At 65.9% G+C, this 25,732-nt stretch carries 24 protein-coding genes, 1 tRNA gene and 1 pseudogene; 14 read left to right on the top strand and 12 right to left on the bottom strand.

Annotated features, from left to right (window positions below; genetic code table 11):
- Positions 1 to 2: 2 nt before the first annotated feature.
- From ACFTSF_RS04725 to ACFTSF_RS04715, 3 genes are all read left to right on the top strand, one after another.
- Positions 3 to 1,379, top strand: coding sequence for a DUF2079 domain-containing protein (locus tag ACFTSF_RS04725; protein WP_380152512.1), 1,377 nt, complete (start codon positions 3 to 5; stop codon positions 1,377 to 1,379).
- Between the two features lie 80 nt (positions 1,380 to 1,459).
- Entirely contained in the window at positions 1,460 to 2,917 is a 1,458-nt protein-coding gene (locus ACFTSF_RS04720; protein WP_380152511.1) for a glycoside hydrolase, read from the top strand.
- A 9-nt stretch (positions 2,918 to 2,926) separates the two neighbouring features.
- Positions 2,927 to 3,937: a serine hydrolase domain-containing protein gene (locus ACFTSF_RS04715; protein ID WP_380152510.1), complete on the top strand. Its 1,011-nt coding sequence runs from the start codon at positions 2,927 to 2,929 to the stop codon at positions 3,935 to 3,937.
- On the opposite strand, the gene ACFTSF_RS04710 is transcribed toward ACFTSF_RS04715, so the two are convergent.
- Positions 3,898 to 4,848, bottom strand: a complete 951-nt coding sequence (locus ACFTSF_RS04710) for a CPBP family intramembrane glutamic endopeptidase (protein WP_380152509.1) — start codon at positions 4,846 to 4,848, stop codon at positions 3,898 to 3,900. The two genes, ACFTSF_RS04715 and ACFTSF_RS04710, sit on opposite strands and share 40 nt — an antisense overlap.
- Before the next feature lie 117 nt (positions 4,849 to 4,965).
- Between ACFTSF_RS04710 and ACFTSF_RS04705 the strand changes: the two genes are divergently transcribed.
- The 3 genes from ACFTSF_RS04705 to ACFTSF_RS04695 are packed head-to-tail and all read left to right on the top strand — an operon-like array spanning position 4,966 to position 8,141.
- Positions 4,966 to 6,984, top strand: a complete 2,019-nt coding sequence (locus ACFTSF_RS04705) for a histidine kinase (RefSeq protein WP_380152508.1) — start codon at positions 4,966 to 4,968, stop codon at positions 6,982 to 6,984.
- On the top strand, positions 6,984 to 7,634 hold the full coding sequence (locus ACFTSF_RS04700; protein ID WP_344153576.1) for a response regulator transcription factor: 651 nt from the start codon (positions 6,984 to 6,986) through the stop codon (positions 7,632 to 7,634). Before ACFTSF_RS04705 ends, ACFTSF_RS04700 begins: the two co-directional genes overlap by 1 nt.
- Positions 7,635 to 7,643: 9 nt before the next feature.
- Positions 7,644 to 8,141: a hypothetical protein gene (locus tag ACFTSF_RS04695; protein WP_380152507.1), complete on the top strand. Its 498-nt coding sequence runs from the start codon at positions 7,644 to 7,646 to the stop codon at positions 8,139 to 8,141.
- A 2-nt stretch (positions 8,142 to 8,143) separates the two neighbouring features.
- Here the strand turns inward: ACFTSF_RS04695 and ACFTSF_RS04690 are convergent, their stop codons facing one another.
- The 5 genes from ACFTSF_RS04690 to ACFTSF_RS04670 form a co-directional block, all read right to left on the bottom strand.
- Positions 8,144 to 8,788, bottom strand: a complete 645-nt coding sequence (locus ACFTSF_RS04690; protein WP_380152506.1) for a DUF998 domain-containing protein — start codon at positions 8,786 to 8,788, stop codon at positions 8,144 to 8,146.
- A gap of 81 nt (positions 8,789 to 8,869) precedes the next feature.
- A complete protein-coding gene (locus ACFTSF_RS04685) occupies positions 8,870 to 10,852 on the bottom strand; it encodes a DNA/RNA non-specific endonuclease (protein ID WP_380152505.1) in 1,983 nt (660 codons plus the stop codon).
- A 13-nt stretch (positions 10,853 to 10,865) separates the two neighbouring features.
- Positions 10,866 to 13,952, bottom strand: coding sequence for an AAA family ATPase (locus ACFTSF_RS04680; protein ID WP_380152504.1), 3,087 nt, complete (start codon positions 13,950 to 13,952; stop codon positions 10,866 to 10,868).
- On the bottom strand, positions 13,949 to 15,706 hold the full coding sequence (locus ACFTSF_RS04675; RefSeq protein WP_380152503.1) for a trypsin-like serine peptidase: 1,758 nt from the start codon (positions 15,704 to 15,706) through the stop codon (positions 13,949 to 13,951). Before ACFTSF_RS04675 ends, ACFTSF_RS04680 begins: the two co-directional genes overlap by 4 nt.
- Before the next feature lie 21 nt (positions 15,707 to 15,727).
- The gene (locus tag ACFTSF_RS04670) at positions 15,728 to 17,080 is read right to left on the bottom strand and encodes an amidohydrolase family protein (RefSeq protein WP_380152501.1); all 1,353 of its coding nucleotides are present in this window, start codon (positions 17,078 to 17,080) and stop codon (positions 15,728 to 15,730) included.
- 158 nt (positions 17,081 to 17,238) lie between these two features.
- Here ACFTSF_RS04670 and ACFTSF_RS04665 point away from each other — a divergent pair, with 158 nt between their 5' ends.
- Positions 17,239 to 17,784 (top strand): hypothetical protein, encoded by a 546-nt coding sequence (locus tag ACFTSF_RS04665; protein ID WP_380152500.1) that lies wholly within the window; start codon positions 17,239 to 17,241, stop codon positions 17,782 to 17,784.
- A gap of 138 nt (positions 17,785 to 17,922) precedes the next feature.
- Here the strand turns inward: ACFTSF_RS04665 and ACFTSF_RS04660 are convergent.
- The 3 genes from ACFTSF_RS04660 to ACFTSF_RS04650 form a co-directional block, all read right to left on the bottom strand.
- A tRNA-OTHER gene (locus ACFTSF_RS04660) sits at positions 17,923 to 18,017 on the bottom strand.
- Positions 18,018 to 18,124: 107 nt separating this feature from the next.
- On the bottom strand, positions 18,125 to 18,607 hold the full coding sequence (locus ACFTSF_RS04655; RefSeq protein WP_380152499.1) for a hypothetical protein: 483 nt from the start codon (positions 18,605 to 18,607) through the stop codon (positions 18,125 to 18,127).
- Positions 18,604 to 18,831, bottom strand: a complete 228-nt coding sequence (locus ACFTSF_RS04650; RefSeq protein ID WP_380152498.1) for a hypothetical protein — start codon at positions 18,829 to 18,831, stop codon at positions 18,604 to 18,606. Before ACFTSF_RS04650 ends, ACFTSF_RS04655 begins: the two co-directional genes overlap by 4 nt.
- Positions 18,832 to 19,441: 610 nt before the next feature.
- Between ACFTSF_RS04650 and ACFTSF_RS04645 the strand changes: the two genes are divergently transcribed.
- A complete protein-coding gene (locus ACFTSF_RS04645) occupies positions 19,442 to 20,596 on the top strand; it encodes a hypothetical protein (protein WP_380152497.1) in 1,155 nt (384 codons plus the stop codon).
- A gap of 12 nt (positions 20,597 to 20,608) precedes the next feature.
- On the opposite strand, the gene ACFTSF_RS04640 is transcribed toward ACFTSF_RS04645, so the two are convergent.
- The 3 genes and pseudogenes from ACFTSF_RS04640 to ACFTSF_RS04630 all read right to left on the bottom strand — a co-directional run.
- Positions 20,609 to 20,968, bottom strand: a complete 360-nt coding sequence (locus tag ACFTSF_RS04640; RefSeq protein WP_380152496.1) for a hypothetical protein — start codon at positions 20,966 to 20,968, stop codon at positions 20,609 to 20,611.
- A 29-nt stretch (positions 20,969 to 20,997) separates the two neighbouring features.
- On the bottom strand, positions 20,998 to 22,026 hold the full coding sequence (locus ACFTSF_RS04635) for a transcriptional regulator (protein ID WP_380153088.1): 1,029 nt from the start codon (positions 22,024 to 22,026) through the stop codon (positions 20,998 to 21,000).
- A 72-nt stretch (positions 22,027 to 22,098) separates the two neighbouring features.
- A pseudogene (locus ACFTSF_RS04630) lies at positions 22,099 to 22,278 on the bottom strand (helix-turn-helix transcriptional regulator); the annotation flags it as partial.
- 300 nt (positions 22,279 to 22,578) lie between these two features.
- Here ACFTSF_RS04630 and ACFTSF_RS04625 point away from each other — a divergent pair.
- From ACFTSF_RS04625 to ACFTSF_RS04600, 6 genes are all read left to right on the top strand, one after another.
- On the top strand, positions 22,579 to 22,776 hold the full coding sequence (locus ACFTSF_RS04625) for a hypothetical protein (protein ID WP_380152495.1): 198 nt from the start codon (positions 22,579 to 22,581) through the stop codon (positions 22,774 to 22,776).
- A gap of 82 nt (positions 22,777 to 22,858) precedes the next feature.
- The gene (locus tag ACFTSF_RS04620; RefSeq protein ID WP_380152494.1) at positions 22,859 to 23,185 is read left to right on the top strand and encodes a hypothetical protein; all 327 of its coding nucleotides are present in this window, start codon (positions 22,859 to 22,861) and stop codon (positions 23,183 to 23,185) included.
- A gap of 245 nt (positions 23,186 to 23,430) precedes the next feature.
- Entirely contained in the window at positions 23,431 to 23,673 is a 243-nt protein-coding gene (locus tag ACFTSF_RS04615; RefSeq protein ID WP_380152493.1) for a hypothetical protein, read from the top strand.
- Positions 23,674 to 23,689: 16 nt separating this feature from the next.
- Positions 23,690 to 24,571 carry a DddA-like double-stranded DNA deaminase toxin gene (locus ACFTSF_RS04610; protein WP_380152492.1) on the top strand — a complete coding sequence of 294 codons (882 nt, stop codon included), beginning with the start codon at positions 23,690 to 23,692 and terminating at the stop codon, positions 24,569 to 24,571.
- A 6-nt stretch (positions 24,572 to 24,577) separates the two neighbouring features.
- The gene (locus tag ACFTSF_RS04605) at positions 24,578 to 25,021 is read left to right on the top strand and encodes an Imm1 family immunity protein (RefSeq protein WP_380152490.1); all 444 of its coding nucleotides are present in this window, start codon (positions 24,578 to 24,580) and stop codon (positions 25,019 to 25,021) included.
- 204 nt (positions 25,022 to 25,225) lie between these two features.
- Positions 25,226 to 25,732 (top strand): hypothetical protein (locus tag ACFTSF_RS04600; protein ID WP_380152489.1); only part of this gene is annotated, 507 nt, incomplete at its 3' end.

Below are 25,732 nucleotides of genomic sequence, written 5' to 3'. Positions count from 1 at the left end.
TCATGACGCTGACAGACCGGTTCACCCGCGCCGCCGTACCGATTGCGGAGCACCGCGCCCGGGCCTGGCCGGCCGCCGTACTGGCTAGCGCTTTCGCCGCCGTGAACACCTGGTTCGTCCTGATGCAGCACTGGTCGTACCGGACCGGCGCCTTCGATCTCGGCATCTTCGACCAGGCGGTGCACAGCTATGCCCAGGGTCATCTCCCGGTATCGACGATCCGCGACCCGAACCTGATCCTGCTCGGCGATCACTTCCATCCGATCCTGATCCTGCTGGCGCCGTTCCACCGCATCTTCCCAACGGCCGAGACGCTGCTGGTCGCGCAGGCGTTGTTCTTCGCGGTCTCGGTCTTCCCGATCGCCCGGCTGGCCAGTACGACGTTCGGCCGCCGGATCGGCCTGGTCATCGGGACCTGCTATGGCTTGTCCTGGGGGCTGCTGAACGCGATCACGTTCGACTTCCACGAGATCGCGTTCGCCGTGCCGCTGCTCGCGTTCGGCCTGGCCGAGTACCTGCACGGCCATCCCGGTCGCGCGGTCGCGATCGCGGCTCCGCTGGTCCTCGTCAAAGAAGACCTGGGTATGACGCTCGCCGTACTGGGTGTGCTGATCGCGCTCCGCCCCGACACCCGGCGACTGGGCATCCTCACCGCGGTCGGCGGCGCCGCCGCATCGCTGCTCAGCGTGTTCGTGATCATCCCGGCCTTCAGTGCCTACGGCAACTATCGCTATCTCGGCAAAGGTGGCCTCAAGGCTCCGGAGGCGGCTCTGTCCGGCGATCTGTTCACCAACGACAAGCTCTGGCTGGTGATGCTGATCTTGCTACCAACGCTTTTCCTGGCCCTCAGATCACCGCTGGTCCTCCTGCTGCTACCGACCCTCGGCTGGCGGTTGGGCAGCACGTACATCCTCTACTGGATCCCGACCTTCCACTACGACGCCGTACTGATGCCTATCGTCTTCTGTGCGTTGATCCACGGTCTCGCCCTTCTCCGTCCACACCTGGTGGGCCGTCGGCGCCGGCTGCTGTTGCCGCTGATCGCCACCGGGCTCTCGGTCTCCTGCCTCGCCTTCTTCCTCCAGGCCGCAGCCTCGGAGGGCCCCGGCCGCCCCGGCGAGTTCGCCGCCGCTGCCAACCGGTTGATCGACCGCATCCCGGCCAACAGCACGGTCACTACCACCAACACGATCGCTCCGCACCTCACCTCCAAAGCCGACGTCTACCTGCTCAAGTCGAACCGCCCGACGGAGTGGACCCTCGCGCCGTACGACGATCCGCAGCTCACCTACCGGTACGCCGATCTGGTCATCCGGGACGACGATCTGCTGCTCATGCATCATCCGGCGCCGACCCTGCCGCCGCTGCGCGAGCGCTGATCGTTGTGGAGGTGGGCAACTGCGGTCGGTCGGACTAGGGTCGCGGTAGCTACCTGCCGGACCGCCCCCTGGAGGCTGCAATGCGCCGTCGTACTGTGCTGGGCTCGATCGTCGCCGCTCCGCTGAGCGCCGCCGTACTGGGACAGACCTCAACCGCGACCGCTGCGGCCGCGTCGATCGATCCGCGTAGCGACTGGGGTGCGTGGGAGGGCTGGGGGACGTCGTTGTGCTGGTGGGGGAAGGCGCACGGCAATCGCGACGATCTCGCCGACATCTTCTTCACGCGGAACACGGTCGACTACCAAGGGACGGCGCTGCCCGGGCTCGGGTTGACGATCGCGCGCTACAACGCGGGGGCGTGTTCGACGAAGCCGATCAACGGTGAGTCGATGGTTCGCTCGCCGAAGATCGGCGACCCGCGGCAGATGGACGGGTACTGGCTCGACTGGTACAGCTCGGATCCGTCGTCGTCCAGCTGGAACTGGTACGTCGACAGCGCGCAGCGGAACATGATGTGGAAGGCGCGCGACCGTGGCGTGAACCGGATCGAGCTCTTCTCGAACTCGCCGATGTGGTGGATGTGCCAGAACCACAACCCGTCCGGTTCCGCGAGCGGCGGCGACAACCTGCAGACGTGGAACCACCAGCAGCACGCCGTCTACCTCGCCACGATCGCGCGGTACGCGCACGATCACTGGGGCGTCGACTTCACCTCGGTCGAACCCTTCAACGAACCCGACGGCACCTGGTGGAAGGCCGACGGCACCCAGGAGGGCTGCCACTTCGAACCGGCCACCCAGCGCCCGGTCATCAACGCCCTCCGCGCCGAACTGAACGCCCGCGACCTCGGCTGGATGCCGATCGCCGCCTCCGACTGCTGGGGCTACGACAACGCGCTGTCCACCTGGAACAGCTTCGACTCCACCACCCGCGGCAACGTCGCCCGCATCAACGTCCACGGCTACCAGGGCGGCGGCGGCCGCCGCGACCTCCTGTCCGCCGCCGCCAAGTCCGCCGGTCGCAAGGTCTGGAACTCCGAGTACGGCGAAGGCGACGCCAGCGGCCTGTCGTTGGCCAGCAACCTTAGTCTCGACTTCCGCTGGCTACACCCCAGCGCGTGGGTCTACTGGCAGGTCGTCGACGGCGGCGGCTGGGGCCTCATCCAGGACAACGGCAACAACACCACGGGCCCGATCAACCCCAAGTACTACGTCCTCGCCCACTACACCCGCCACATCCGCCCCGGCATGCGCATCCTCGACGGCGGCAACGGCAACACCATCGCCGCGTACGACGCCACTGCCCGAAAGCTCGTCATCGTCGCCATCAACCCCGGCGCCGCGGCCTACCTCGACTTCGACCTCGCCCGCTTCACCAAACCCTCCACCGACGGCGCGGTTGTACCCCGCTGGTCCACTACTCCCGGAACCGCCCACTACCAATCCGCCCAGGACACCGTCATGCACGGCACCCGCTTCTGGTCCTGGTTCGAAACCAACACCATCCAAACCTTCGAAGTACCGGACGTCACCCTCTAGGTTTGGTGGATGCAGCATCTGCAGAAGTTCCTCGACTCCTTGGTTGCTTCCGGTTCGGCCGGTGCTCTCCTGCACTACCGAGGACCGGATGGATCGTGGATCGGCACCAGCGGGGTCACAGAAGTCGGTACGGCGGTTCCGGTCGACCCGGCCGGATCGTTTCGGATCGGCAGTGTCACCAAGACGTTCACGGCGACCGTCGTACTGCAACTGGTCGGCGAAGGAATCCTGGCGCTGGATGACAGCGTCGACCGTTGGTTGCCTGGGGTGATTCCTGCCGGCGACTCGATCAAGCTTCGCCAGTTGCTCAACCACACGAGCGGTCTCCACAACTACACCGACGATCTCCCCGACACGGCCGGCATCATCCGGGATCGCTTCGTGCACTGGGATCCTCGGGCCACGGTCGACAGCGCCGCCGTACAGCCGCTGTTGTTCGAACCCGGTGCGACCCACTCGTACTCCAACACGAACTACCTCGTGCTGGGCCTGATCATCGAGGCCGCCACCGGCAACTCGTTCGCCACCGCGATCGAGAGCCGGATCCTGCAACCGCTGGACCTGCAGGGAACTCTGGTCCCGGGAGATGTCACAACCCTTCCGGAACCGCACGCTCGCGGTTACCTGACCCTCGACGACCAACTGGTCGACATCAGCGACTTCAACGCGTCACAAGCTTGGTCCGCCGGCGAATTCGTCTCCACAGCAAGCGATCTGAACCGCTTCTACGCGGCTCTCCTCACCGGCAAGCTCCTCCGTCCGGCCGAGCTGGAGGCCATGCAGACGACGGTTCCGACCGATGAGGACTTCCACGGCAGCGGCCTGGGCCTCAGCCGCATCACCCTCCCGAACCTGACCTTTTGGGGCCACGCCGGCGGCATCTTCGGCTACCGGACCTGGAGTTACCACGCCGCGGACGCCATCCACCAGCTCACTCTCTCGCTCACAACCACCACCGACGACACCCCGCCGCCCCCGACCTACGAGATTCTCGCGGACGCGTTCACGGCCGGCTTGTAGCGCTTGGCCAGTTGGAGGATCAGTACGGCGAAGAGAACGATCACGGCCATGTCGACGACGGCGTACTGCCAGGGCATGTCGGCGGCGGTCTCGTCGGTGCCCAGACCGCCGACGTACGTCGAGGACATGATGAACGAGGTCAGGTTGTTCGTGACGTGCAAGGCGATTGCGGCCTCGAGACCGCCGGTGCGGATGGTGACCAGGCCGACGACGACACCGAAGACGACGAGGTCGATGAAGCCCCAGACCGTGCCCCAACCGTGGGCCGCCCCGAAGAGCAGGGCTTGCGGGATCACGATCAAGATGGGATTGCGAAGGAACGAGCCGGTTGCCTGGAGCAACCAACCGCGGAAGATGAACTCCTCGGCCGCGGCCTGCAGGGGGACAAGACACAGCAGCGTCACCAGGGTGACGGCGAACGTTCCCCAACCCACCCAGGTCTCCTCGGACGTCGATTCCGGCTCGATCAGCGCGCCGACGACGCCCATGGCGACCATGCTGAGACCGAGGGCCAGTACGGCGAGGGCGAAGCAGCGACCCAACCATGACAACCGCAGCCGGCCGGTCACCGAGGTGACGGATCCCAAGGTCCGCCGCTGAATCCACCACACCGTCAACGCCAGTGCGGGAATGCCGAGCGCGATCCCTGCCAGAGTGAGCGCGGTGTCGCTCAGGTCGCTGAGGATCCGGAACCCGTCGGCATCCTTCGGGAGGTCCAGGGACGCAGCCATGCTCTCGAACTGCCCGAACACCCACATCTCGGCGACAATGCTCAAGCCCAGCAGGACGAACGTACCGACGATCGGCCGCCACCAGTCGTGCCGGCCGGTCACCCGCGCGAGCTGGTCGTACGTGGCAGGTTCGACGATCTGCGGAGCCGGAGCGGGCGCCGCCGGATGTGTGATGGTCATAGCTCAAGTCTGGTTACGGACGGTCGGATTCGCGTCGGCCGGAAGCACGATCACCACCTCTATCGCTGGGTAGAGACGCCCGGTCGCCGGGTAGAGAACCCCTATGCTTTGGCCCTGATGGAACACGTCCGCAACTGGCTGCTGCCGATCATCCTGGGTGCCGGATGGATCGCGGCACTGCCGTTCCTGGCGAAATCGCCGGAACTCCTGATGAGCGACGAAGAGCTCGTCGCAGCTATCGCAGGTTCGGTCGTTGCCACGATCGCCCTGGGTTTCCGCCGCCGCGCACCCCTCACGACGCTCGGGGTGACGACCGCCATGGTCGTGATCGGTCACATCGCGACCCCACCCCTCGGCTTGGCCGTGCTGCCAGTTGAAGTTGTTGCCTTGTACTCCGTAGGAGTGCGCTGCACGACGGCGGTCAGCTGGCGAGCGGCCGGCGTACTGGTTGCGGTCCAGACCCTGACCGCAGTGATCGTCTACGGCCCAGGCCTGGAAGCAGTCGGCGAGACTGCGGCCAATTTGATCGGGTACGGCATCATCCTCGGCGGCGGGCAGAATCGTCGCCGCCGGCTCGCGGCTCGCGGCTCCGATCTCCAGCAACTACGCGCCGCAGACGCCCGCCGGCTGGTCGCCGCAGCCGCAGAACGCCGCAGACTCGCCCGCGAATTGCACGACGTCAGCGCTCACCACCTGACCTCCATCGTCGTCAGCGGTACGGCGGCCGAGCGCCTCGCCGACAGTCGGCCCGAACTGGCCGCCGAAGCCCTGTCCTATGCCGCAACCACCGGCCGCGAGACCCTGCGGTCGCTGCACCAACTGGTCGCCATGCTGGAAACGGGCGGCCGTGAACAGTCCGAACCGCTCAGCATCCGGATCGCCGGCCTGGCCGATGCCTTCACACGATTGGGGCAGCAGGTCGTCGTCGACGTCACCCCCGATCTGCCCGGACCGGTCGCTGAAGCGGTCTTCGGCATCGTCCGGGAGTCGCTGACCAACACGCTGCGGCATGCGCCAGGGGCCGCCGTACGGGTGCTGGTCGTGCAGGCGGGCGACAGCGTCGACGTACTGGTGGAGAACGGACAGGCAACCGGTACGGCGACCTCCGGCCAAGGCGGTCAGCGCGGAGTCGCCGGCATGCGAGACCGCGCTCAGGCTGTCGGCGGAACCCTCACCGCAGGCCCCGGCCCGGACGGCGGTTGGCAGGTCCGCGCAACTCTCCCACTTGCCGCTGCCGCCCCTCTCCCGGCTGGCGCTGCCGCCGCCCTCCCGGTTGGTCCGGCCGCCGCTCTCCCGGTTGGGGCTGCGGCCACCTCGCCGCGGTCGGGCGTGCGGTGGCAGGAACGGTGGTTCGCCGACTCCGGAATACTGCTTGTCGTCCTGCTCCCAGCGGTCGGCGGGACGATCGGCTTGATCTCCGAGGAACCGGGGCTCGACGCGGCGACGATCAGCCTGGCGATCTTGCTGGCCCTGATACCCGGCCTGATCCTGCTCGGCCGTCGAGACCGCCCCTGGACCGTGGTCGCCGGTGTCGCCCTCTCCGGCTTCCTCTGGCCCCTCGCGCTTGCTCTCGATTGGTTACCTGACGCATTCGAGTCGGCGCTGGCGTTCTCCGTCCTGGCGCCCGCGGCCGCCGTCTACTCACTCGCCCTGTACGGCGGGAATCCGGCCGTGACCGCCCTGTCGATGCTCGCGTCCGGAGGCAGTTTCGGCCTGGCGGTTGCAGCCCTCATGATGCACACACCAGCCGAGGACGAGGACCCGGCGTTCGCGTTCGCCGTCGGCGGCCTGATCGCGTTCATCCTGGTCATACTGCTGCTGGCCTGCTGGGCGACCGGCGTGCTGATCCGGCAGCGGCGAAACCAGCGCCGGGACCACACCGGCGAGACCCTCGCCAGACTCGTCTGGGCGACCGAGATGGAAGTCCACACCGAACGCCAGCGGATCGCCGCCGGGCTGCATTACAGCGTCCTGACCCGCACGCACACGATGATCACTCTGGCCGAAGCGGGCCGCCTGTCCGACGTCACCGCCGAAGCACGTTCTGCGTTGACCGCAATGCGCGAACTACTCGCAACCCTGGACGAGGACGGCACCCCGGCCCCTCGAACACCGGCTGAGAAGGAGCTGTCCTGATGACTGTCCGGGTCCTGGTCGTCGACGACCAGACAGTGGTCCGCGCCGGCTTCGCCGCCATCGTGGACGCCGAGCCTGACCTGACAGTCGTCGGCCAAGCCGGTGACGGCGCCGAGGCGGTCGCACTCGCCGCCGAGGTGGACCCAGACGTCGTACTGATGGACATCCGCATGCCCGGCCTGGACGGCCTCTCCGCCACCCGCCTACTCACCGAGAAAGGCGACCGGCCGCGCGTCCTGGTCCTCACCACGTTCGACCTGGACGAGTACGTCTACGAGGCCCTCCGCTCCGGCGCCTCCGGCTTCCTCCTGAAGGACGCCCAAGCCGACGACCTCCTCACCGCGATCCGCGTCGTAGCCGCCGGCGACGGCATGCTCGCCCCCGCCGTCACCCGCCGCCTCATCCAAGCCTTCGCCGCCGGCGCCCCCACAACCACCAAGGACCTCTCGAAACTCACCCCACGAGAACGAGAAGTCCTCACCCTCATCGCAGCCGGCCTCACCAACGCCGAAATCGCCGACCGCCTAGGCGTCACCATCGGTACGACGAAAACCCACGTCAACGCCCTACTCACCAAACTGAACGCCCGCGACCGAGTCCAAGCCACGATCATCGCCTACGACCTAGGCCTCGTCCGCCCCCGCACCTGAAGGAGCCGCATGGAAGCGAGCATCAACGACCTGTCGACCCTGGCGGCCCATTTCAAGGTGAACGACAGCCACGCCCCACTCGAGGTGGTCCAGGCCCTTGCCACGCTGATCGGAGGCGACGCCCTCGTCCAGGGAGTCGCCGCGATCACCGAGCCGCTCACATCAACCGATGGCAACGAGCGAACGATCATCTGGGATTGCATGGCCATCGCGGGGGACATGTTGATCAGCGTCCGGGGCTACCGGTTCACCAAGGAGTGGTCCTGGAGCGTGCCTCGCCGGGGGACGACGACCACGGCGCCGGGGATCACCGGGTGGCTGGAACCTCTCTCCGAAGTCGCCGCCTGTCAACTGGTCGGGCTCACCTCCGGCGGCCCGGAGCGTTGGACAACACGCTGGGAGATCCGCCTGAAGTCCGGCGAAACCCGACCGGTGCCCTGGAGCGACCCCGACATCCATGAGGCATTCGCCGACGCGGTCGCTCGACGTCTCCGCCGTACCGGCTGACTTCACGCCGTACGGCGTTTGTCTGCGGACACGACCGCCAGCCAGGTCCACGCCAGCACGACCGCGAGGTCGAAGGCAATGATCGTCGGCCGACTGCCCGCGCCACCGCTCAACCCTGCGAAGGCTGCGAAGAACAGGATGCCGGTAGCCGTCGAGAACCGCGCGAGCCCGCGTCGACCGATGCTCCGGTAGTGCCGCGCCACCACCAGACAAGCGGCGATCAGGCCGCCGAACCCGATCGTTCCAGCCACGAAATGCCCCATCCCCCGCGCGCTGATCTCCGCATAGTCCGCCGGCGTTCCCACCGGAAACCCCGCCGCCGGATCAGCTGGAAACGCCGCAGCCAGCAACAGCCCGGCCCCGTAAAGCCCCACCAGCCGAGCTCCCCACACGAGCCCCGTCCGCCGCAGCCCAATGGCCGCCGCAACCGTTAACACCCCCGCGACCACGAAGTTCAGGGTCTGCACCCACCCAGGCCCCCCGTTGGCCAACAAACTCGCCGGATGACGCGTGATGTCGAACCCCGCCCGAGTGAATGCCTGCCCCAAAACCACCGCCACGTACAGCGGCCCAGCCACAACCCCACAGCCCAGCAGCGCCCGAGCAGACACCCGAGCCACCGAAACAGTCCCGCCGTTGACACTCATGATGCGATCCTCCGAAGTAGGTGAAGTGCTCCATCACCCACGCGTCGATCACACCAGCCTCAATTCGACACCCCCTGCCCGTCAGACGACGATCTGGTCGAAGGATTCCAGCGGGACGAACACCGGCTCGCGACTACTGACGGCTTCGTCGCCGATCCGCGCCTGCCCGAGCGGATCCGCGGGGATGTAGGCGGACAGGTCGTACCCGGTCGCGTCGGCGAGGTCGGCGATCGCGATCTGGAACGTGCGGTACGGACCAAGCACGAACCCTTCGACCGCCTCCACCCGGGACCGCTTCTCGAGCAGCTCGCGGATCATGTCGCCTTGACTGAGCAGGTACGCCGTCGCGTGCAGCTTCTTGCCGCCGCTCGCCGGCATCACCACCAGCTTCCAGAACTCCCGCGGTACGGGCAGCCCCTCGACGAGCTCAGGATCATCGGCACGGAAGACCGGTCCGGTGAACACACACGTCTTGAAACCCTTGGTCCGGGCGCTCTCGAGGATGTAGTTCTCCAGACCCAGCCACAGTTGCTTGCCCTGGTTGAGTTGCGAGTGCTGGAGGGCCGCGTTGACGTAGTGGAACGTGTCCGCGTTCGCCTCCTTCGCCAGCGGGGTCGCATCGTTGATGCTCGTCGCAGCCACGTCCCAGTTCGGGTCTTCGCGCCGTACCATGTGCCCGCGATCGATCTGCGGATCGCTGTAGTCAGCCTGCGTGAGCTGGATGTCCGCCGGGATCCGCTTGTCGGCGAACCACTTGTCCCGGGTCCGCTTGATCCGCACCGAGTGCTCACCGTCGATGTTGACCGCGGTCATCAACGGCTGCTTGCGGTCCGCGCGGTACTTGACGCCAAAGTGCGTGTAGCGCAGCTCGAACGGCTGGTCGGGTACTTCGTCACTCGGCTGCGCGAGCGTCGCCTCGGTGTCGGCATCGAGCACGGGCCACGGCGCGGCCAGCTTCTTGCCGAGGAACTGCGGGTCGTACCCTTCCCGTCCGGCGAAGAACGTCGCCGCGTGCGTCCCGTCCACCGCCTCAGTCGTCGCCGTCTCCAAGGGACGGGCCCGCCCGCTCACCGGACGCTCACCCGCCAGCAACCGCTTCAGCGTGCCGACTCCAACAGCATTGTTCTGTACGCCGTACTGTCCGGAGAAGTGCAGTCCGACCACTCGCTTGTTCTCGAGGCTGATCAGCGGCGAACCGGAGTTCCCGCCGAGACTGGTGCAGTCGTGGCTCAGGGCCTGCCCACCGCCAAGCGGCTGCATGACGAACCCGGGCGCGAACCGCTTCACGTCGAAGATGCCTTGGAAATAACGAGCCTGGTCGTTCTTGTCGTTGCGCGAGTCGTAGGCCGGGTAGCCGACCAGCGCGACGACCTGATCGAGCTCCGCCTCCTCGTCGGCCAGCGGCAGCGCGGACGGCAGACCGGGCTCACCCTCGATCCGCAGCAGCGCGACATCGGGCGACGCGTCGTCGGCGAGGTAGATGATCTTGGTGACCAGGACCGGTGTCGCGTCGCCCGGGTTGGAGTGGACCTCTTCCTTGAAGTCGAGCTGGGCCTTGTACAGGATCCCGGCCGGCGACCGCATGAAGACGCCGCTACCGTCGGCCACCCGGGCGGCGACCAGCTTGGCGACGTGCCGGTTCGTGGCGACGATGCGGCTGGTCGCGGTCGGCTCGTCGATGACCCAGCCGGTACCGCCCCACTGCATGTCGTGGTTGACGAACTCCACCCGCCCGACGGACCTCACGAACGGCTCGACACCCTTGATCAGCGTGTCGGTACCGGCATCGAATTCGGGCAGCGGCTGCAGCACCACCTCGTCGTTCTCGACCAGCAACGGCGGCCGCCCGAACCGCCGTACTATCGCCTCCAGTGGGTCGATCGGCAGCACGCTCTCCAGGTCATCGCCCTTGTCGAGCAACTCCGCATCCTGCTCCGACACCAACACGTGCGGAACCTCACCCGCGGCGATCGCCTCCGTAATCACCTCGCGCAGAGCGGGATTCTGGAGCCTCTCCTCAACCCGCGCCCGTCGTACAGCCTCGTCCTGCGTTCCGTCTGTCATTGCCCTTCCCCCTCTAGATCTTGTAACGCCGCCCCTGCAGCAGCACCGCCACCGATGGCACGAACGCACTCGGCACATACCACCGGAGCAGCACCTTCGCTGCACACATCACGTCTTGCTCATCCCGCGCAGCGCGAAACACCTTCGGCGCCCGCCGTTGAAGCAGCCCGAGTACGTCGTCCGCCGTGAACCCCGGACACCACGCCTCGAGCTGCGCCTTCGCCGCCCCGTACTGATCCGGCCTGTCCTGCAACGCCGTCAACCGATCCGCGATCGAGACGTCGACCGCCCGCGCCCACCCCTTGGGTTTGGTCTTCGACCCGTAGGACCACGAGCCGGCGGTGGTACGCCGCCACCGCTCAGCCGCCATTCCCACGAGCCGCAGATCGGCGTCCTCGTGCAGAAACGCCGCAGCCCCAACCGCCTCCGCCAGCAACCCCAGATCAGCCAAGACCTGCAACGCCTGCGCCGTACCGAAGTTGTGCCACCACCCAGAACCGTCCGGCGCCAGGAAACCCAGCCTGTCGATCCCTTCCCCTACCGACGTCATCCACCGACCGAGGTACTGGTGATCCGGCAGCTGGCTCATCGTGCTGACCAGGTCAGCGAACGGCGACAACGTTGCGAACGATCGCGCTGCGAGCACCAAGGCGTCGGCATTGTCGACATCCAGCGGACCGGTGTGCGCGACGATCCGCTCCAAATCGGGGGCGCCACCGGTGAAGGCGGTGCCGGTCATGCCAGGTCGCCAGCAGGTCGCGGCGCTAACAACCACGTCGTACGTCTTGATGCTCCGCTCGATCTCGACCCCGGCCCGCTGGAAGGCAAACCGGAGCGCCCCATTCGCCAGCCCAGCCGTCGACTCGAGCGCCGATCTCATCGCGTTCCGTCCGGCGTCCGGATCGTCGCGCAGAGCTTGTACGCACGCGTCGTAGCTGAACTCAGCACCCATCTCCAGCCGGCACATCAGGTCGGTGAACGCAGCGCTCTCTTCTGGCTCGAACGGATGCCCCGCACCTCCTCGGTCCCAGCCGCCGTGCCGGGCCAGCAGGTCGCGGGCCTCGCGCCAGCGACCGGAGCGCCAAAGGAACGTGATGGCTGGGATCGCGTCCGGGCCGGTCGGGTCGAACGACGCGTCGGCGTACGCACGGTCGTAGATGTAGTTGGCCTCAGGCCAGTCCGAGCGCTCGTTCATCGCCCGCAGCTCGGCCACCGCGTTCGGGTCCAGCGCTCGACCGGGTGCGACCCGCTCGCCGCGATAGCTGGTTGACCGTTCGCCTTGGCTCAGCAGTACGACGTCCTGCGCGACCTTCGGCAGTTCCGCAATGGTTGCCGGGTCCAACTGAGCGAGCACCCCGGGGTCGATCGGGGGTACTGCGGAACGACGGCGCATCAACTGCAGTTGGTGATAGGCCGACTCGACCGCGGACCACGTCTCTGCGCGCGCCCCGAACCATTTCGCCGCAGCCCGGTCGATACCTGCGGACTTCGCCGGCTCCGCGTCGTACAGGAGTGGGAGCAGCACGGATCGCATGTCCTTGCGATGCCGCACGAAACCTCCGACCGCTGGTTCGACCAGCCAGTGCTGACTGGCGAGAGTCTCGAACAACTCCGCTGCCCGCGCGGCGCTCAGCCCTTTGAGCCCCACCCGCGGCCCGACGACCTCGCGGATCACGTCGGCGTTGATCAGCCGCACGACAAGCCCCGGAACCGCTAGCTTCTTCAGCGCCTCGTCGTCGAGCCGGGACAGGATGAAGCGGTACAGGTACGGGACCGCGAGCTCACCACGGCCGCGCGCCTTCGGCAGGTCCTGGGTGCCGTGCTCGTTCGCGAACTTCGCCGCCAACCGGAGCGCCAGCGGATTCCCGTCGGCGATGGTCCGGAGGTCCGCCCACGACTCCGGGTCGACATCGAGCCGCGCCAGCAGGTGATCGGCGCTGTCAGGGTCCAGCCCGGTCAACGGGATCTGTTCCTCAACGTGCGGACTCGTACCGTCCAGGGCTCCGCCGCGTCCGGCACCGACGATCGCGATCGGCACGTTCAGGACGGTTGCGAGCTGGTTCAGCCAATCGAACAGCCGGACGGGATGGGTCTCGCCACGGGCCCGCAGTACCTCGAGTGTGTCCAGCGTCAGGAAGATCCGACGCGGTGGACTGCTGAGTGCGTTGGCGAGCACGGGACCCAACTCTTCGGGCACCCGCTCCTGCCCCTCGCCCTTGAGCAAGGGCGCATTGGCTACACGTTGCCGGGCCTGCTGGATCCGTTCCTCGGAACCGGGGAGTTGCGCCGACACCTGCCGGGCGAACTCCAGCGTCAGCCCGACCGAGTCCAGTACGTCGAGTCCTGCCCGGTCGAAGTCGAATCGGACCACGACCCACTCGTCGTCCCGGCCAAGGAGCGTCGCGGCGACCTCTTCGAGCAGCGCCGACTTCCCGATTCCCGGCAGACCATCGACGTACAGGGCCGATGCCGGCTGCCCGGCAACCGCGTCGCCGAGCCAGCGCACGATCCGCGCGATCTCCGCCTGACGTCCGAAGAACCCGCGGTCCTGGTTGGTCGCCGCGACGAGATCCAGATGGGTCAGCGCCGCGTTGACCCGAGGCACCTGCTCGTACGCCGGCGCGAGCGATCCGGCGCGCCCGAGCCCAAGAGCAAGGCGCTCGAGCACCTCGCGGTCCGGATTGTCACGCACTGCCGTCGCGATGGCATCGGCCGCGAAGATCCCGGCCGCCTCGATCGCGTTCAGCAGGTCCTCCGCCGGTTGGTCCGGCTCCTTCTCCCAGCGCCAGGCGACTGCGCTCTGCACCCGATCGTCGGCCGCGAGTCCCTTCAGGATCCGTCGGCGCTCGGCACCACGCATCAGCCACTGCCCGGTCATGGCGGACAGGATCGTGTCGCAGGCCTGCGAGAGGCCGGCTGCGATCGCGGTCAACTCGCTCGGCCCGGCCGTCTCCACCTCGTCGATACAGCGCAACGCCTGAACCGGATCGAACGGACCTGACAAGGCGGCATACACCCGCGCCTGGTCAATGCCTTGGGCAACAATCGGGGGTTGCTCCGCGACCGCTTGGTTCGGCCGCACCTCGCCATACTGGGTCATGGTGTTTCTCCCTGCGCACGCAGGAGCGCGAGGTAGGGCTGCAACCTCTCGACCACCGTGCCGAGATCCTTGGCCGCATAACGCTCGTTGAACGGGACGAAACCTTGCAGCGCGATGTCGGCCTGGCTGTCGATCACGACCGGATCGACCTCTTGAGTGAGCTCGGTCGCAGCCCGGGTCAGGCAGTCCTTCAGATCCGCCTTCGTGAACCCGACGAGGTAGTCGACGACCAGCCCAGCCGGCCCGTCGCCGCCGGCGACATCAGGTGCGGCGAACTCGAGCCCGGCCAGCCGCACGGTCTCGAGACCGGCGACGACGACCCGAACCTGCGGCAACGTCAGGCAGGCCGCGATGAACCCTTCCAGATGCAGCCGGGTTGGGTCCGACATCCGGCCGGACGGGCCGTCGAAGAAGAACCACACCGTTCGTCCGAGCTTCGCGGCCGCCTCGTTCACGGCGAGCGCGAGCCGATTCGCCCGGTCCCGTGCCGCTGCCTCCGGAGCCGCTTGGACCGGATCGACCCCACCTGGCGACGGCGGCTCGGTGACCGCGAGTCCGGATGCCTCGACGCGCTGCGTGATGTCCACCATCAGGTCGGGCACCGCATCGCCGACGGGTATCCGGACAGCGAGTTGCGCACCGCCTTGTCGAAGCAGCAACTCGTCGAGGATTCGGTACGAGAACCCGAGACCGGTCTCGTCGCTGTCGGTCCGCTTCACCCTGATCCCACGAACCCGCGTACTGCTCTTACTCGCCTCGGCAACGCTGCGGACGAAGAGATCCCGGCCGATGACGAGGCGATCACTCCGCCCGTCCAGGTGCCACAGCTCGGTCGGCGAGATATCCTTCTGGATCAGCCCGGCCACGGCGTCGAGGAAGAGGTACGCCGGAACGAACCGTCCGTACTTACCTTTGCCCGCCTTGCCTTGGTGCAGCCCGAAGAACTCGAACCGTTCGTTGAAGCAGGCGCCACCGGAGGAGCCGCTGGCGGTCTTGACGTTGTGCCGCAGGCGGACGCTGACGCCGCGGATCTTCCAGGTGGTCCCGTCGCCCAGCCCTTCGTCCACCCCGGCCGGAAAGTCGAGCAGGTACAGCTTCATCCGCGATGTCGCGGGCGGCGCGGTCGGCGGCATCTGGACGAACCCGAGGTGCCGCGCGGCCGGTTTGCGCAGCGTGAGCAGGGCGACGTCATGACGATTCAGTACGTCGGCATCCTGTCGCGGCGCGATGCTGTTCCACTCGTCTGCGCCACAAGGGGACTCGAACGACGGCGGAATGGCGGCAACATGCGTGGTTCCGTCGGCCAGCATCACGGTCACGCGTGGCGGCGGGCTCTCCACGATGCCCGGACCTTCGCGCCGGACCACGTGCCATGTCGTGAGCACCAACCCTGGACCGACCAGACAGCCGGAACCCGCGAACTTCTTGTCCACCTCGATCCGGCAGCGGAACGTCTTGGCTCGTTCCAGGAAGTGGCGCATGCCCTCGATATTGATCCGCCCGCCGCCGGCCGCCGTACTGTCGATCTCCACTCCACGGGCCCGCAGCGCCTCGCCGAAGGCGTCGAGCAGACCGAGGCCCTCGAGCTGGATGATGCACTGCTTGGCGGCATCAGTGCCGAGGAACGCTGCCGCCGCCGCGATGGACGCAAGGTTCAGCGGATTGGCGACGTCCTGCTGGATCGCCGCCAGCGCCTCGTCAGCGACTGCCGGAAAGGTCTCGATGATCTCGATGAGCTCGGCTTCGTCCCACATGGGAAGGCCTCCTTGCGGTGGCTAGGCGGGGCGAGCCAGCCAGGCCGGCGTACGACCGGGCGCGTAGCGCTCGTACCGGTCCCAGAGTCTGCGGTTGTTCTTGTTCCCGGGATCGCCGAACCCCAGGAAACGCAGAGCGTTCCCGCCCATGAAGTCATCGGCCGGCCCCGACCCGAGCCTGTCCCGATAGAGATCGCGATACGTGCTGAGGAACCGCTGCCACTCCGGGTAGATCGCCAGCATGTACCAGTCGGTCCCGTACATCAGCCGCTTGCTCATCACCTCGGTCGCCGGCCGACCGAACATGTCGTGCAGCCGGTCAAGGTACGGCCCGGACAACGTGTGCTCATGAATCTTGTGGTCGCCGACGTCGGCGTACAGACCCTCGAACCGCGCGGCCGCGTTCGCGATCTGCCAGATCCAAGCATTCGGATCCTCAACCGCCCGAGCACCCCCGAAATGCCCGAGGTTCACGTGCAACCCGGCGTACTTGTCGAGGACGTCGATCCAGCCGCCGGGACCAGCCAGGCCGGCGGATTGATAAGCCGGGCTCGCGTACTGCGAGTTGTTGCAATGCGCCGTGATCGGCACATCCTCGGCCTTGCACCACGTGTAGAACTCATCGAGTACGTCGTTGAGCGCCTCCGCCTCCTCGACGGTCACATCACCAACAGCCACGTTCCGCAGCGGCCGAAACCCCATCGGCGGATAAAGCTTCACGCCAACGAACCCAAACCGCCGTACCGCGTCCTTCACGATGCTCAACGGCGTATCGATGTCCCCAGCCCGCCGCGCCCGCACCTCATGCCGCGGATCGAACCCGACAAACGGATGCACCCGCGCCATAGTCGGCCAAGGCAACCGCCCCAGCATGCTCAACCGACTGATCTGCTCCTGCAGAACAACCTGCTCCCGAATCGTGGTCTTAGCCCTGTCCCCCAGCGCCGTCCCCAGATCAACCAGCATCGGACAGAACAGATCCACTTCCGGATAAGTGGTTGTCAGCACCCCCGTCAGATCCAGTCGAGACTTGGTAAAAAGCTTCGCCCAAGTCACCGCCCGCCGTACCGCCTTGGCTGCGTCGAACAGCCCCTCTTCGTCCCCCGCCAACTCCTGCCCAGCCCGCCGCACCAACTCCGGATTCCGCTGCAGCAACTCAGTCAGCTCGGCATCAACCTCAACCCCCAACTGCTCAACCGGATCAACCACCCGCTCCGCCGGCTCCAGCCCCTCCAGGCCAACCCCAAACGTGCTCCCCCCAAGCAACGAGTCAAGCCGCCCCTTCTCCTCCCCAAACCCCGGCGCCCCCTTCTGCACAACAGCATCAAGCAACGCCGCCACCGCCCCACCCACCACCGAGTCATGCAACCCCACCTGCCGAACAAACCCCCGAACCGGCAAGTCATCCCCATTGAAGTTGTGACAATGCACATCCACCACAACCATCGCAATCCCTCCCCCAAAGGGAGGAGCACCCCGACCCGCCCCTTGATACAAACTGTCCTCCTCGGACCCGATTGAAGGAGGCACTTATGCCGAAGGGCAAGTCGTCGCCGGCATTACTGACAGCCGAGGACGAGGTCGCCTTCCAGGCAGCGATCCTGGCCGCCCACCCAAACATCCGAATCGTCGAGTCCGGCCCCTGGCCAGCGGACGGTTCGCCCCCGATGCTCAAGTCCATCACCGACGCCAAACTGATGGCCTTCTTCTGGCCCACAGACCTTCACCCAGTCCTACAGACCCAACTCCGCACCGACGGCACCACATGGGGCACCCATGCCGGCGACTCCATCCAATGGTTCCGCCCCCGCCTGAAAAACGGCGTCCTGGACGCAGGCACCCTGAGCGTCGTGAGCAGCCCCGAGATGGACGACCTGATCAAGTCCATCTGGCGAATCCTCTTCCGCCTCACCACCAACAACCTAGTCATGTACCACCAGCCCACAGGCCACTACAAACGCCAACCCACCTACCGCATAGGCCCCCACGCCCTCAACGAGGCCCGCACAGGCCCCCTAACCCTCACAGACATCAGGCTCGTCCTATACCCACCCGACGGCCGCCAGCCCCCCACCTGACCCACGAGCCGGCCGCCCGTCCGCAGCCGGGCAAGGTTGGGGGATACCACGGTGAGCGCACACGCCGAAGGCGCCAAAGATGCTGTCGCCGCCGGAGGCGGTGTCCTCTGACCCCGGTCAGTCGTCTGACCTGGGGTTTGGTAGGCCCGTGGGACTCGAACCCACAACCCGACGGATCGCGGATCCACACCTGCGGACAGTCCGCATCCTTCGCCGCTACTGCGACCTGACCTGCGAGCTCTCACGCAGCGTAGCCATCACGGTTGTCATCATCGTGCGGCGTCTTGTGGCGAAAGAGGTGGTAAGAGAGGTGGCTAGGGACTCTCTCCATCTGCCGTGCCTACGGCAGCTTGCCGTCATCAGGCAAGCTCATCGCAGCGCGGATCATGCGATCTTGAGCACCGTTCTGTTCCCAGTACTTCATCAGGTCAAGACCCGCTTGCCTTACTACTCCCTGGGCCTCCGTGTATCCGTGCCGGCCAAGCCATACACGAGTGTCGTGGAAGATCTGGATGGTGTCAGGTGTCAGCTCGGTGGTGGCCACCTCGTTGAACAGCGCCATCATCCATTGAAGGTAATTGACGATCGCATCCCTGTCGGGATGGCTGACCTCGGAGAACGACAGAGCGGTTTGTCCAAGCGCGCCGATAGCTTCAGTTGCCGGAAATGGCGATCCGTCCGGATAGGTCGCGGGAGCACCCGCGACGTACTGTGCGACTATCTCGTTGACCATTCGGGCGTTGCGCTCTCTGACTGCCTGAAGTTCTTGAAACTTGCGTCTAGAACTGCGCACCTGGTTCCCCTGTCGCTTGCCAGCGATCAACGCACGATAAGACCAGCGATCACGAGGATGGCCGCCCCTAGGGCGGCAATCATGCTGATGGCGGCTGCCCAGTTCGGAGCTTGCTGCGGATCTCCGCGAAAGTTGGCGAGGACGCCATTCGCCCACAGAGCAGCGATGGCTACACCGACGCCGAACGGAAACAGCGCAGTCCCATACGTGGCGGCCGCGGCCGCTACGCCGAGCCCAATCAACAGTAGAACCATCGATCCTCCCCCTCGCCGCCTGCTACATCGGTCTGGGAGGGTGCGGCGTTACGGACGTCAGACCACCCTCGGTTGACGGTTACGTGTCAAGCGCAAAGGCAGACCTCCGGCATCGCCCCGATAGCTGCCGACCCTAGGTTCGGTGCGGTGGGGGTTCAAGGTCGAGCTTGCTCGATCGCGTAGCGACGCCGTAGCGCTCCTGAGGCGTGCTGTGCCTGGCCGTCCCTCGCATTGTTGCCAGCGGGCGATGCGGGAGCCAAGCGGCAGACGGCTAACTTCTGCAAACCCGGGCGGCGGGTGACCGACCTCTTCTTGGCAGCATCCAGATCAACAGGGTGCCGATTCACGTATGGCGAATTCTGCTGTCTCTGAGCCGGCGCCCTGCTGCACGTGCGCACCAGGCCAAGGGATGTGCCCAGAACGGAGCGTTGGCCCAGTGGAGGGCAGGCGTCCCGATCTACGATGGTGGCGCGACGACGGGCCCCGAGGCCCGTCTTGAAGACGTAGAGAAGCTTGTCAGACTGCGACGGACGCGAGCAGGCACAGTCGAGCCTTGAGCAGCGGAAGGCACTAGGCTCTCGCCACGCCATTAGGGGAAGGATGAGACTCCATGCCTGCCAAGCAAGAGATCCACATCCGGTGGTGGGCGATCGCTGTCGTGACTCTCATCGGACTCGGCATCACCGCTCTACCGTTCATCCTCGCTCGTTGGGTTGACGGCGAGTACGGCGCCTGGGAGTCGCTGGGGTCATCGGCATTGACCAACATTGGTACCGCGATCTTGTTGGTTGCCGTGGTGTTCCTAGTGGAACGTGGCCTGGTTCGGCGCGTGCAGGAGGTCGCTCGGCAGCAGGCGACCGCCATCGTTGACGAGCGCACACAGGAGCTCACAGACACCAATCGAGACCTGAGTATCCGTATCGACGCATTACAGGCGCAACTGGAACAGAGCGTGGCTGACGAAGATTCAGAACGGCGCGCACGCGCCGACCAGCTCTCGAAAGATGTCTCTTTTGACACCGTAGCGGAGGCTCTTGAGCAAGCAAACGATCTTCGGGCGCTGGCATGGGGAGAGATCACCGTTCCCGCAAGTATTGTGACCACCGGACCGCGAGTGACCTTGTCCTGGCGTCCCCATTCCTCAGGTGGTATGCAACTGAGCTTGGACGACATATTCGCTAACGGAGAGCCACGCCTGCTCCTCCACTACGAAGCGAGTCACAGTCCGGACGGCGGCATAGGGATCCCGGTTGTCGAGGTGGCCTGGGATCCTCGCCAATCACCAGTCCAGGCACTCCATGCGCTTCGAGATGAGATGCGCAGACGAGGCTTCGGCGAGGAAGCCAAGCTGGTTGGCGACAAGCTATTCCAGAATCTTCACGCTGCCGTAACCGAGGCAATGGCTGCACGGACCGGCGCCGAGAACGCCTGGGCCACCGGGGCAATGTACGAATGGCTCCGTGACGGCTGGGCAGTTACGGAACGCGGCCTAGTATCCAGGGATCACGGGATCGTCGAATCAGGCGCCTTCCCGCGGACCGCGAGACAAAAGGCCTATGGAACGGACGAGGACCGAGGAGTCGATGCCTACACGCGCCCTGTTCCTGATGGCGTTGACCCTGGCTTCTGGTCATTCGCACTGGAGCGTGCGGGCGAGGTCCACCCTCGGACCGGTTGGTCTGGATCAGGCGACAGTCGGCCGTCCGCGTACACTCCCTCGACGTCGCCAAGAAGTCGATCCGAGTGGAACGAATCTCAAGCCTGACAAATACCGGTGTCAGCTCGCGGCTTCGATCTGTTCAAAGATGTCTGCATCAGTTTCTTGCTGCCAGGCTGGTAGGTCGTTCCAGTCGGCTACGTAGCTAGGCTTGGGGTCTGGGATGTGACGGTGGATCTGGGCGATCCAGCAGAGGGCCACGAAGCGGCCCTTTTGTTCTCGGGTCAGCTTGCTCGTGTTTCCTTCGGAGACCTCGACGAATGTCCGTACCTGGTCGTAGACGGCTGCGGCACTCTCGCGTTCCCAATCGGGTGTGTCTTCCCAGGGGGCGATGTAGCCGGGCTTTGGTTCGCCGGGGTAGTGCTTCTTTACGCCTGCGATCCATGCGTCGCGGAAGATGCGGCCCTGTTCGTTCGACAACGGCGTTGCTCCTTTGGACGGGGAGGTTTCTACAGCGGGGAGCGCTCGGCGGACAGGCGAGCTGAGATGTCCTCGCTCAAGCGCAACAGTTGGGCGTCGTGGCGGTGACCGGCGAGTTGCTGGTTCAGGCTGGCGAGCTTGCGAGCGATCACGCCCGAACCAGACTGCTCCGTTAGGTCCATGGCGGCGGTTGCGTAGCTCACCGTTTGCTCGACATCTCGGCGCATCACTCCCACGTTTGCCAGGTCCACGAGCACACTACCGCGCCGTCGCAGCGAGACGGAGGTGCTCAGTGCTTCTTGCAAAGACCTCTCAGCTAGGTCCGGTTTACCGAGGAGCGTGTAGCAGGTGCCGCGCTGCTCGGGTAGCCGGGAACCGTCGAAGCGCAGCCATCCTCCGGTCTGACTGTCGCGGCCCAGACCTCTGACTTGTTCGGCCTGTTCTAGTGCTCGCTCGCAGGCAGTCAGGTCTCCCAGTCCGGCAGCAGCCTCCGACTGCACGGCACTCACCCAGTAGCGCGTGGAGAGGGCGCTGTCGCCTTTTGCAGCCAGGTCGGCAGCCGAGGCCAGCATCGGGACCGTATCCGCGAACTGCTGTTCATACACGCTGATGAAAGCGTGCCGAGTCAAAGCGCAGGCCCACAGGTCGTGGGAACCTGCTTCGCGGGCCGCCTGTGCCGCCAGGGTGTAGCAGTGGGCTGCCGAGTTGTACTGGTCATTATCGAAGAAGATCTCGCCCGCCAGCTGAAACAGGTCACACGTCAGCTCGCAGAGAGCTTGGCGCGTGGCTGCTCGATGGGTCCGTTTCAGCCGCTCGACCAGCTGAGCGAGTTCTTGCGTCACCAGTGGATACACCGCCTGCTTAGCAGTTGCCATCGCGAAGATCTGCCAGAGCTGCTGGTTGAAGGTCGCCAGCTCCGCAACCGAGCTGGCATCCAGAGGCCCGTTGGCGACGAACTCGCTCCGGTCACTGACCAGTTCGGCTCCGGCAATAACGGTGCCCGCCAGACTGAGAAGTCGCAGCAGGTCTCGTCGTGGCAAGTCGGTCTCGGCCAGCATTCCGAGAGCCAGAGAGTCGGCGGCCGGCCGCAAGTCTGGCGGCCGGCTGTCGCCTAAGACGGCATTGAGCTCCGCACTTGAGACGCCCAGAGCCGCAGCGAGACGGGGCCGAGCGAATGGCACCGGCACAGTACCGCCAGACTCCCACCGCGCGACGGTCGAACGGTCCACGCCGAGATGCTCGGCCAAGCGCTCCTGGCTGTACCCAGCGGCGCGTCGCCACTCAGCCAATCGGGTTCGCTTGCCTGCCACCGTCTTCTCCACCTCCCCACCAGATTGCTTGGCAGAGTGCCGCGCCCGTGCGGCGCTGGTCAAGGATGCGCCAGAGATGCCACAAACGTGCGCTGTCGTGTACCCAGCGTAAGGGATGCAATTGGGTCTAGGCCGGACCACTGGTGTCGCTCGACATCCCGTCCAGCCGCCTCAGATTGCTGCCCCTCATCTCGACGCAGGAGTTGAAAGCACCATGACCGGTACCTGGGTCCTCACGCTCATCGCAGTTGTGCTGTACGGCTTCATGATCCGAGACATCTCGGAGGAGGTGCGTGGCGAGTGACTGCCATCGTCGACCCGTGCCCGACCGACCGCCGTGTCCGCGTCTGGTTTGGTGAGCACGTCATCGCGGACTACACCGCCGAGCCGACGACTGCCATCCAATACCAAGCCGCGATGACTCGGCGCTTCGCGAGTCTCCGCGTCACGATCGAGCCAGTCGCTGTGGCGGTGGATGAAGATGCTGCTAGCTCGTGAACGGCCAGCACCGACGCGGCTGGCGATCCCGGCTTTGGGAGCGTTTGGTCGCGAAGTTCCGCCGGTGGATGGACGAGGAGCGGTGACCGACTACACCCGGCCGCTGCTGCTTGGCTATGCCCGGCGTGACCTGTACCTGTCCGACCGACATGTCGACGACCTGAAGCGTGGACTCGAAGCATTCGCTCAACTCGAAGGCTTTGCCATGGGGTCGGTCTATATCGAAGACCTCGACACCGCTCCGGCAACGTTCGAGGCGCTGGTGGCCTCGGTCAACCGCTACCAGATCACGGCAGTAGTCCTGCCAAGTCTTCAGCACCTGGCACTGGTCGGGCATCCGGAGGAGATACACGTGCAGTTCGAGCGCGTCACGGGGGCTCGCATCATGCTGCACGAGGTCACTCCATGAATCGGCGGGATCGGTGGGGAGTCGTCGTCCTCAGTCCCTCACGTGCAGGGGTTCGCTGCACACCCGATCGATCCCGCCACCTGCGGTTCTTGTTCGAGTCCTCCCCTCCCCTGTGCAGGACTCGACAAGGACTCCATTGACCGGCTGGCGCGGGGCGCGGAGGCGAGTCCGTCCTGCGCCAGCCGTTCCACCCTCTCCTCAGCACCTCCTGGAAGTGAGGCCCACATATGTCCAAAGTCGAACAGATGAAGATGCAACTGCACGGTCTGGCTGACCAGTCACGGCAGGGCGCTGCGAGCTTGGGCGGGTTCAAGCAGCGCTTCGAGCAGTCCAGCCAGCAGGTACACGCTCTAATCCGCGGTACGGCGACGCGGGCCGACCAGGACATCGCGACGATGCTCGACGCTGCCGCGAAGTCAGTCGACCAGGCCGTGCAGTCGTTGCAGATCGCCGAGGCTGGCTGCCGCAGCTACGCCGACCAGATATAGCGCGGCCACGGCGCATATGCCCTCCGAACTGCAGCGGGTCGCCGAGCAGTTGCTCGCCTGCCTGAACGAGTGCACGCGGGCAACGAACTATCTGCACGACCGAGCCAGAAAGAGCCGGGAGGCGGCAGCATGGATCGGCAACACGAGCCACAACCCAAGCGCCCGGACGGCCGTTATGCAGCTCGACGAAGCCGCGCGGCGCTGCGAAGAGGCCGCCCACCACCTGTCCCTTGCTGAGGCCCGAGCGAGGGCGTGGGTCGAGCAGATGGACAGCGGTGTGCGGACTGTTGAGCCGAGCGGCAGCTCCACAGATCGGCGAAAGCTGGGCCCAGGCACCAGCACATCACCAGCGGAGCGTCGGCGAGACGAGGACCAGGAGGAACCCGAAGGCAGCAAGCCGGTCAGAGTCGCGGAGGACAGCGACGATACGAGGCCGCAAGAGCCGCCGCAGATTCCGCGGATCAGCAACGATGAAGGCTGGCACTTGTTCGGCACGCTGCCCATCCGTGAGGAGTCAGTCATCAGCCGACCGAAGACTCGGGGACTCTGGAAAGATGCCGACGGCAATGAACACCAGCTCGCCAGTGGCCAGCGCAGCAGCGACGGCCAGGGCGACGACCCGTACTACCAGCAAGTCAAAGACTTCATGCGCGAGCATCGGATCGGCCGCCAGGACGCCGATCCGATGGTCGCCTCACATGTGGAGGCCAAGTTCGCCTTGTTCATGCGCGAACGTGGTCTGATGCACGAGACGATCGTGGTCAACAACAGCCCATGCCCGGGTCGATTCGGCTGTGACCAGTTGCTGAAACTGTTCCTGCCACCAGGCGGTACTTTGACCATCTTCGGTCCCGACGGATTCAAGAAGACGTATACCAGCGCAATGCAGAACGGATGAGTGACGATGCCGAACACCGTGGAAGCCTTTTACAAGAGCGATGTAGCGACGCTTCTCGAGTCCGCCGACGACATCGACGCCCTGATCGACTCCGTCTTGGCTGAGTCTTTCGAGACCTCCGTCATCACGCTGTACAGCAAGGCCCGCCCGCTGATGGAATCTGGCGTACCTGATCACGAGCTGCGGGTCGCCCTCCACGCCGAGGCCAAAGTCGGTGGCATCCGCTACGCCGGCGACGACGGCGCTCACGAAGGCAGCTGGTATGTCCCCGGACAGGTCAGCCAGCGGGACGAGGTCTTCTACTACTACGCCGGTCACGACCAGGGCTGGCCACAGGACTCCGAGGTCAGCATCGATCAGGTGCGCCAGGCAGTCCAGGAGTTCCTGACAGGCGATGGCGCCCGGCCACAGTCCTTCGAGTGGCGCGACTGGCCCGAAAGCGTCAGCTGAGTGCGCCGAGCCGAGGGGTGCGCCCGTGGAGCGGGAGGGCAAGTGTCCCGACTGCGGTAGCGACGCGCATACCCAGTCCTAGGGCGGCAAAGGGCCGCCATGAACTCCGGTCGTCTGACGGGAACAGACGAGCGGTCTCAGGCGTCCAAGCTGCCGGATGTGGACGGAGATGGCTACGCTTCTCGCCAACGTCATTGGGGGAGCATGGACGACCTGACTCGGTTGGAAGCGCGCCTGTTGCAGTGCGTCATGGACGGTGGCGTGCTCGATCTCACGGACGGCCAGGACAACGTCTCCGAGGAGGAGATGAGCGCGTGGGGAGCCGAGCGCAGTGTCCGGGCCACTGTCATTCGCGACATCCTGCGCGGGAAACTTGCAGTCGAGGCCGACCCGCGTGGCATCAGGCTCAGAGGCGCGCGAGTTGTCGGTCACCTGGATACGCGTCACGTCACTGCCACCGTGCCCCTTAGCCTGGAGCTGTGCTACCTCGCATCAGGAGCTGATCTTTCCGATGCTCGGCTCAAGCCAGTTGAGCTCAGTGGCTGCCGCATCAAGGGGCTGCTTCTGCGGGACACGCATGTAGCCGGCCACTTGATCGTCGCAGGCGCCGCCATCTGCAACACCACCGGTCCTGCCTTCTATGGCGACGGGCTGCGGGTCGAGGGCGATCTGTTCCTGAACGATGGGTTCACCGCAACAGGTGCCGGCACG

This window comes from Kribbella sp. NPDC056951 (assembly GCF_042674205.1).
Classification (GTDB): Bacteria; Actinomycetota; Actinomycetes; order Propionibacteriales; family Kribbellaceae; genus Kribbella; species Kribbella yunnanensis.
Note: the sequence above shows the minus strand (reverse complement) of the source record. Positions and strands in the feature narration are given on the sequence as shown.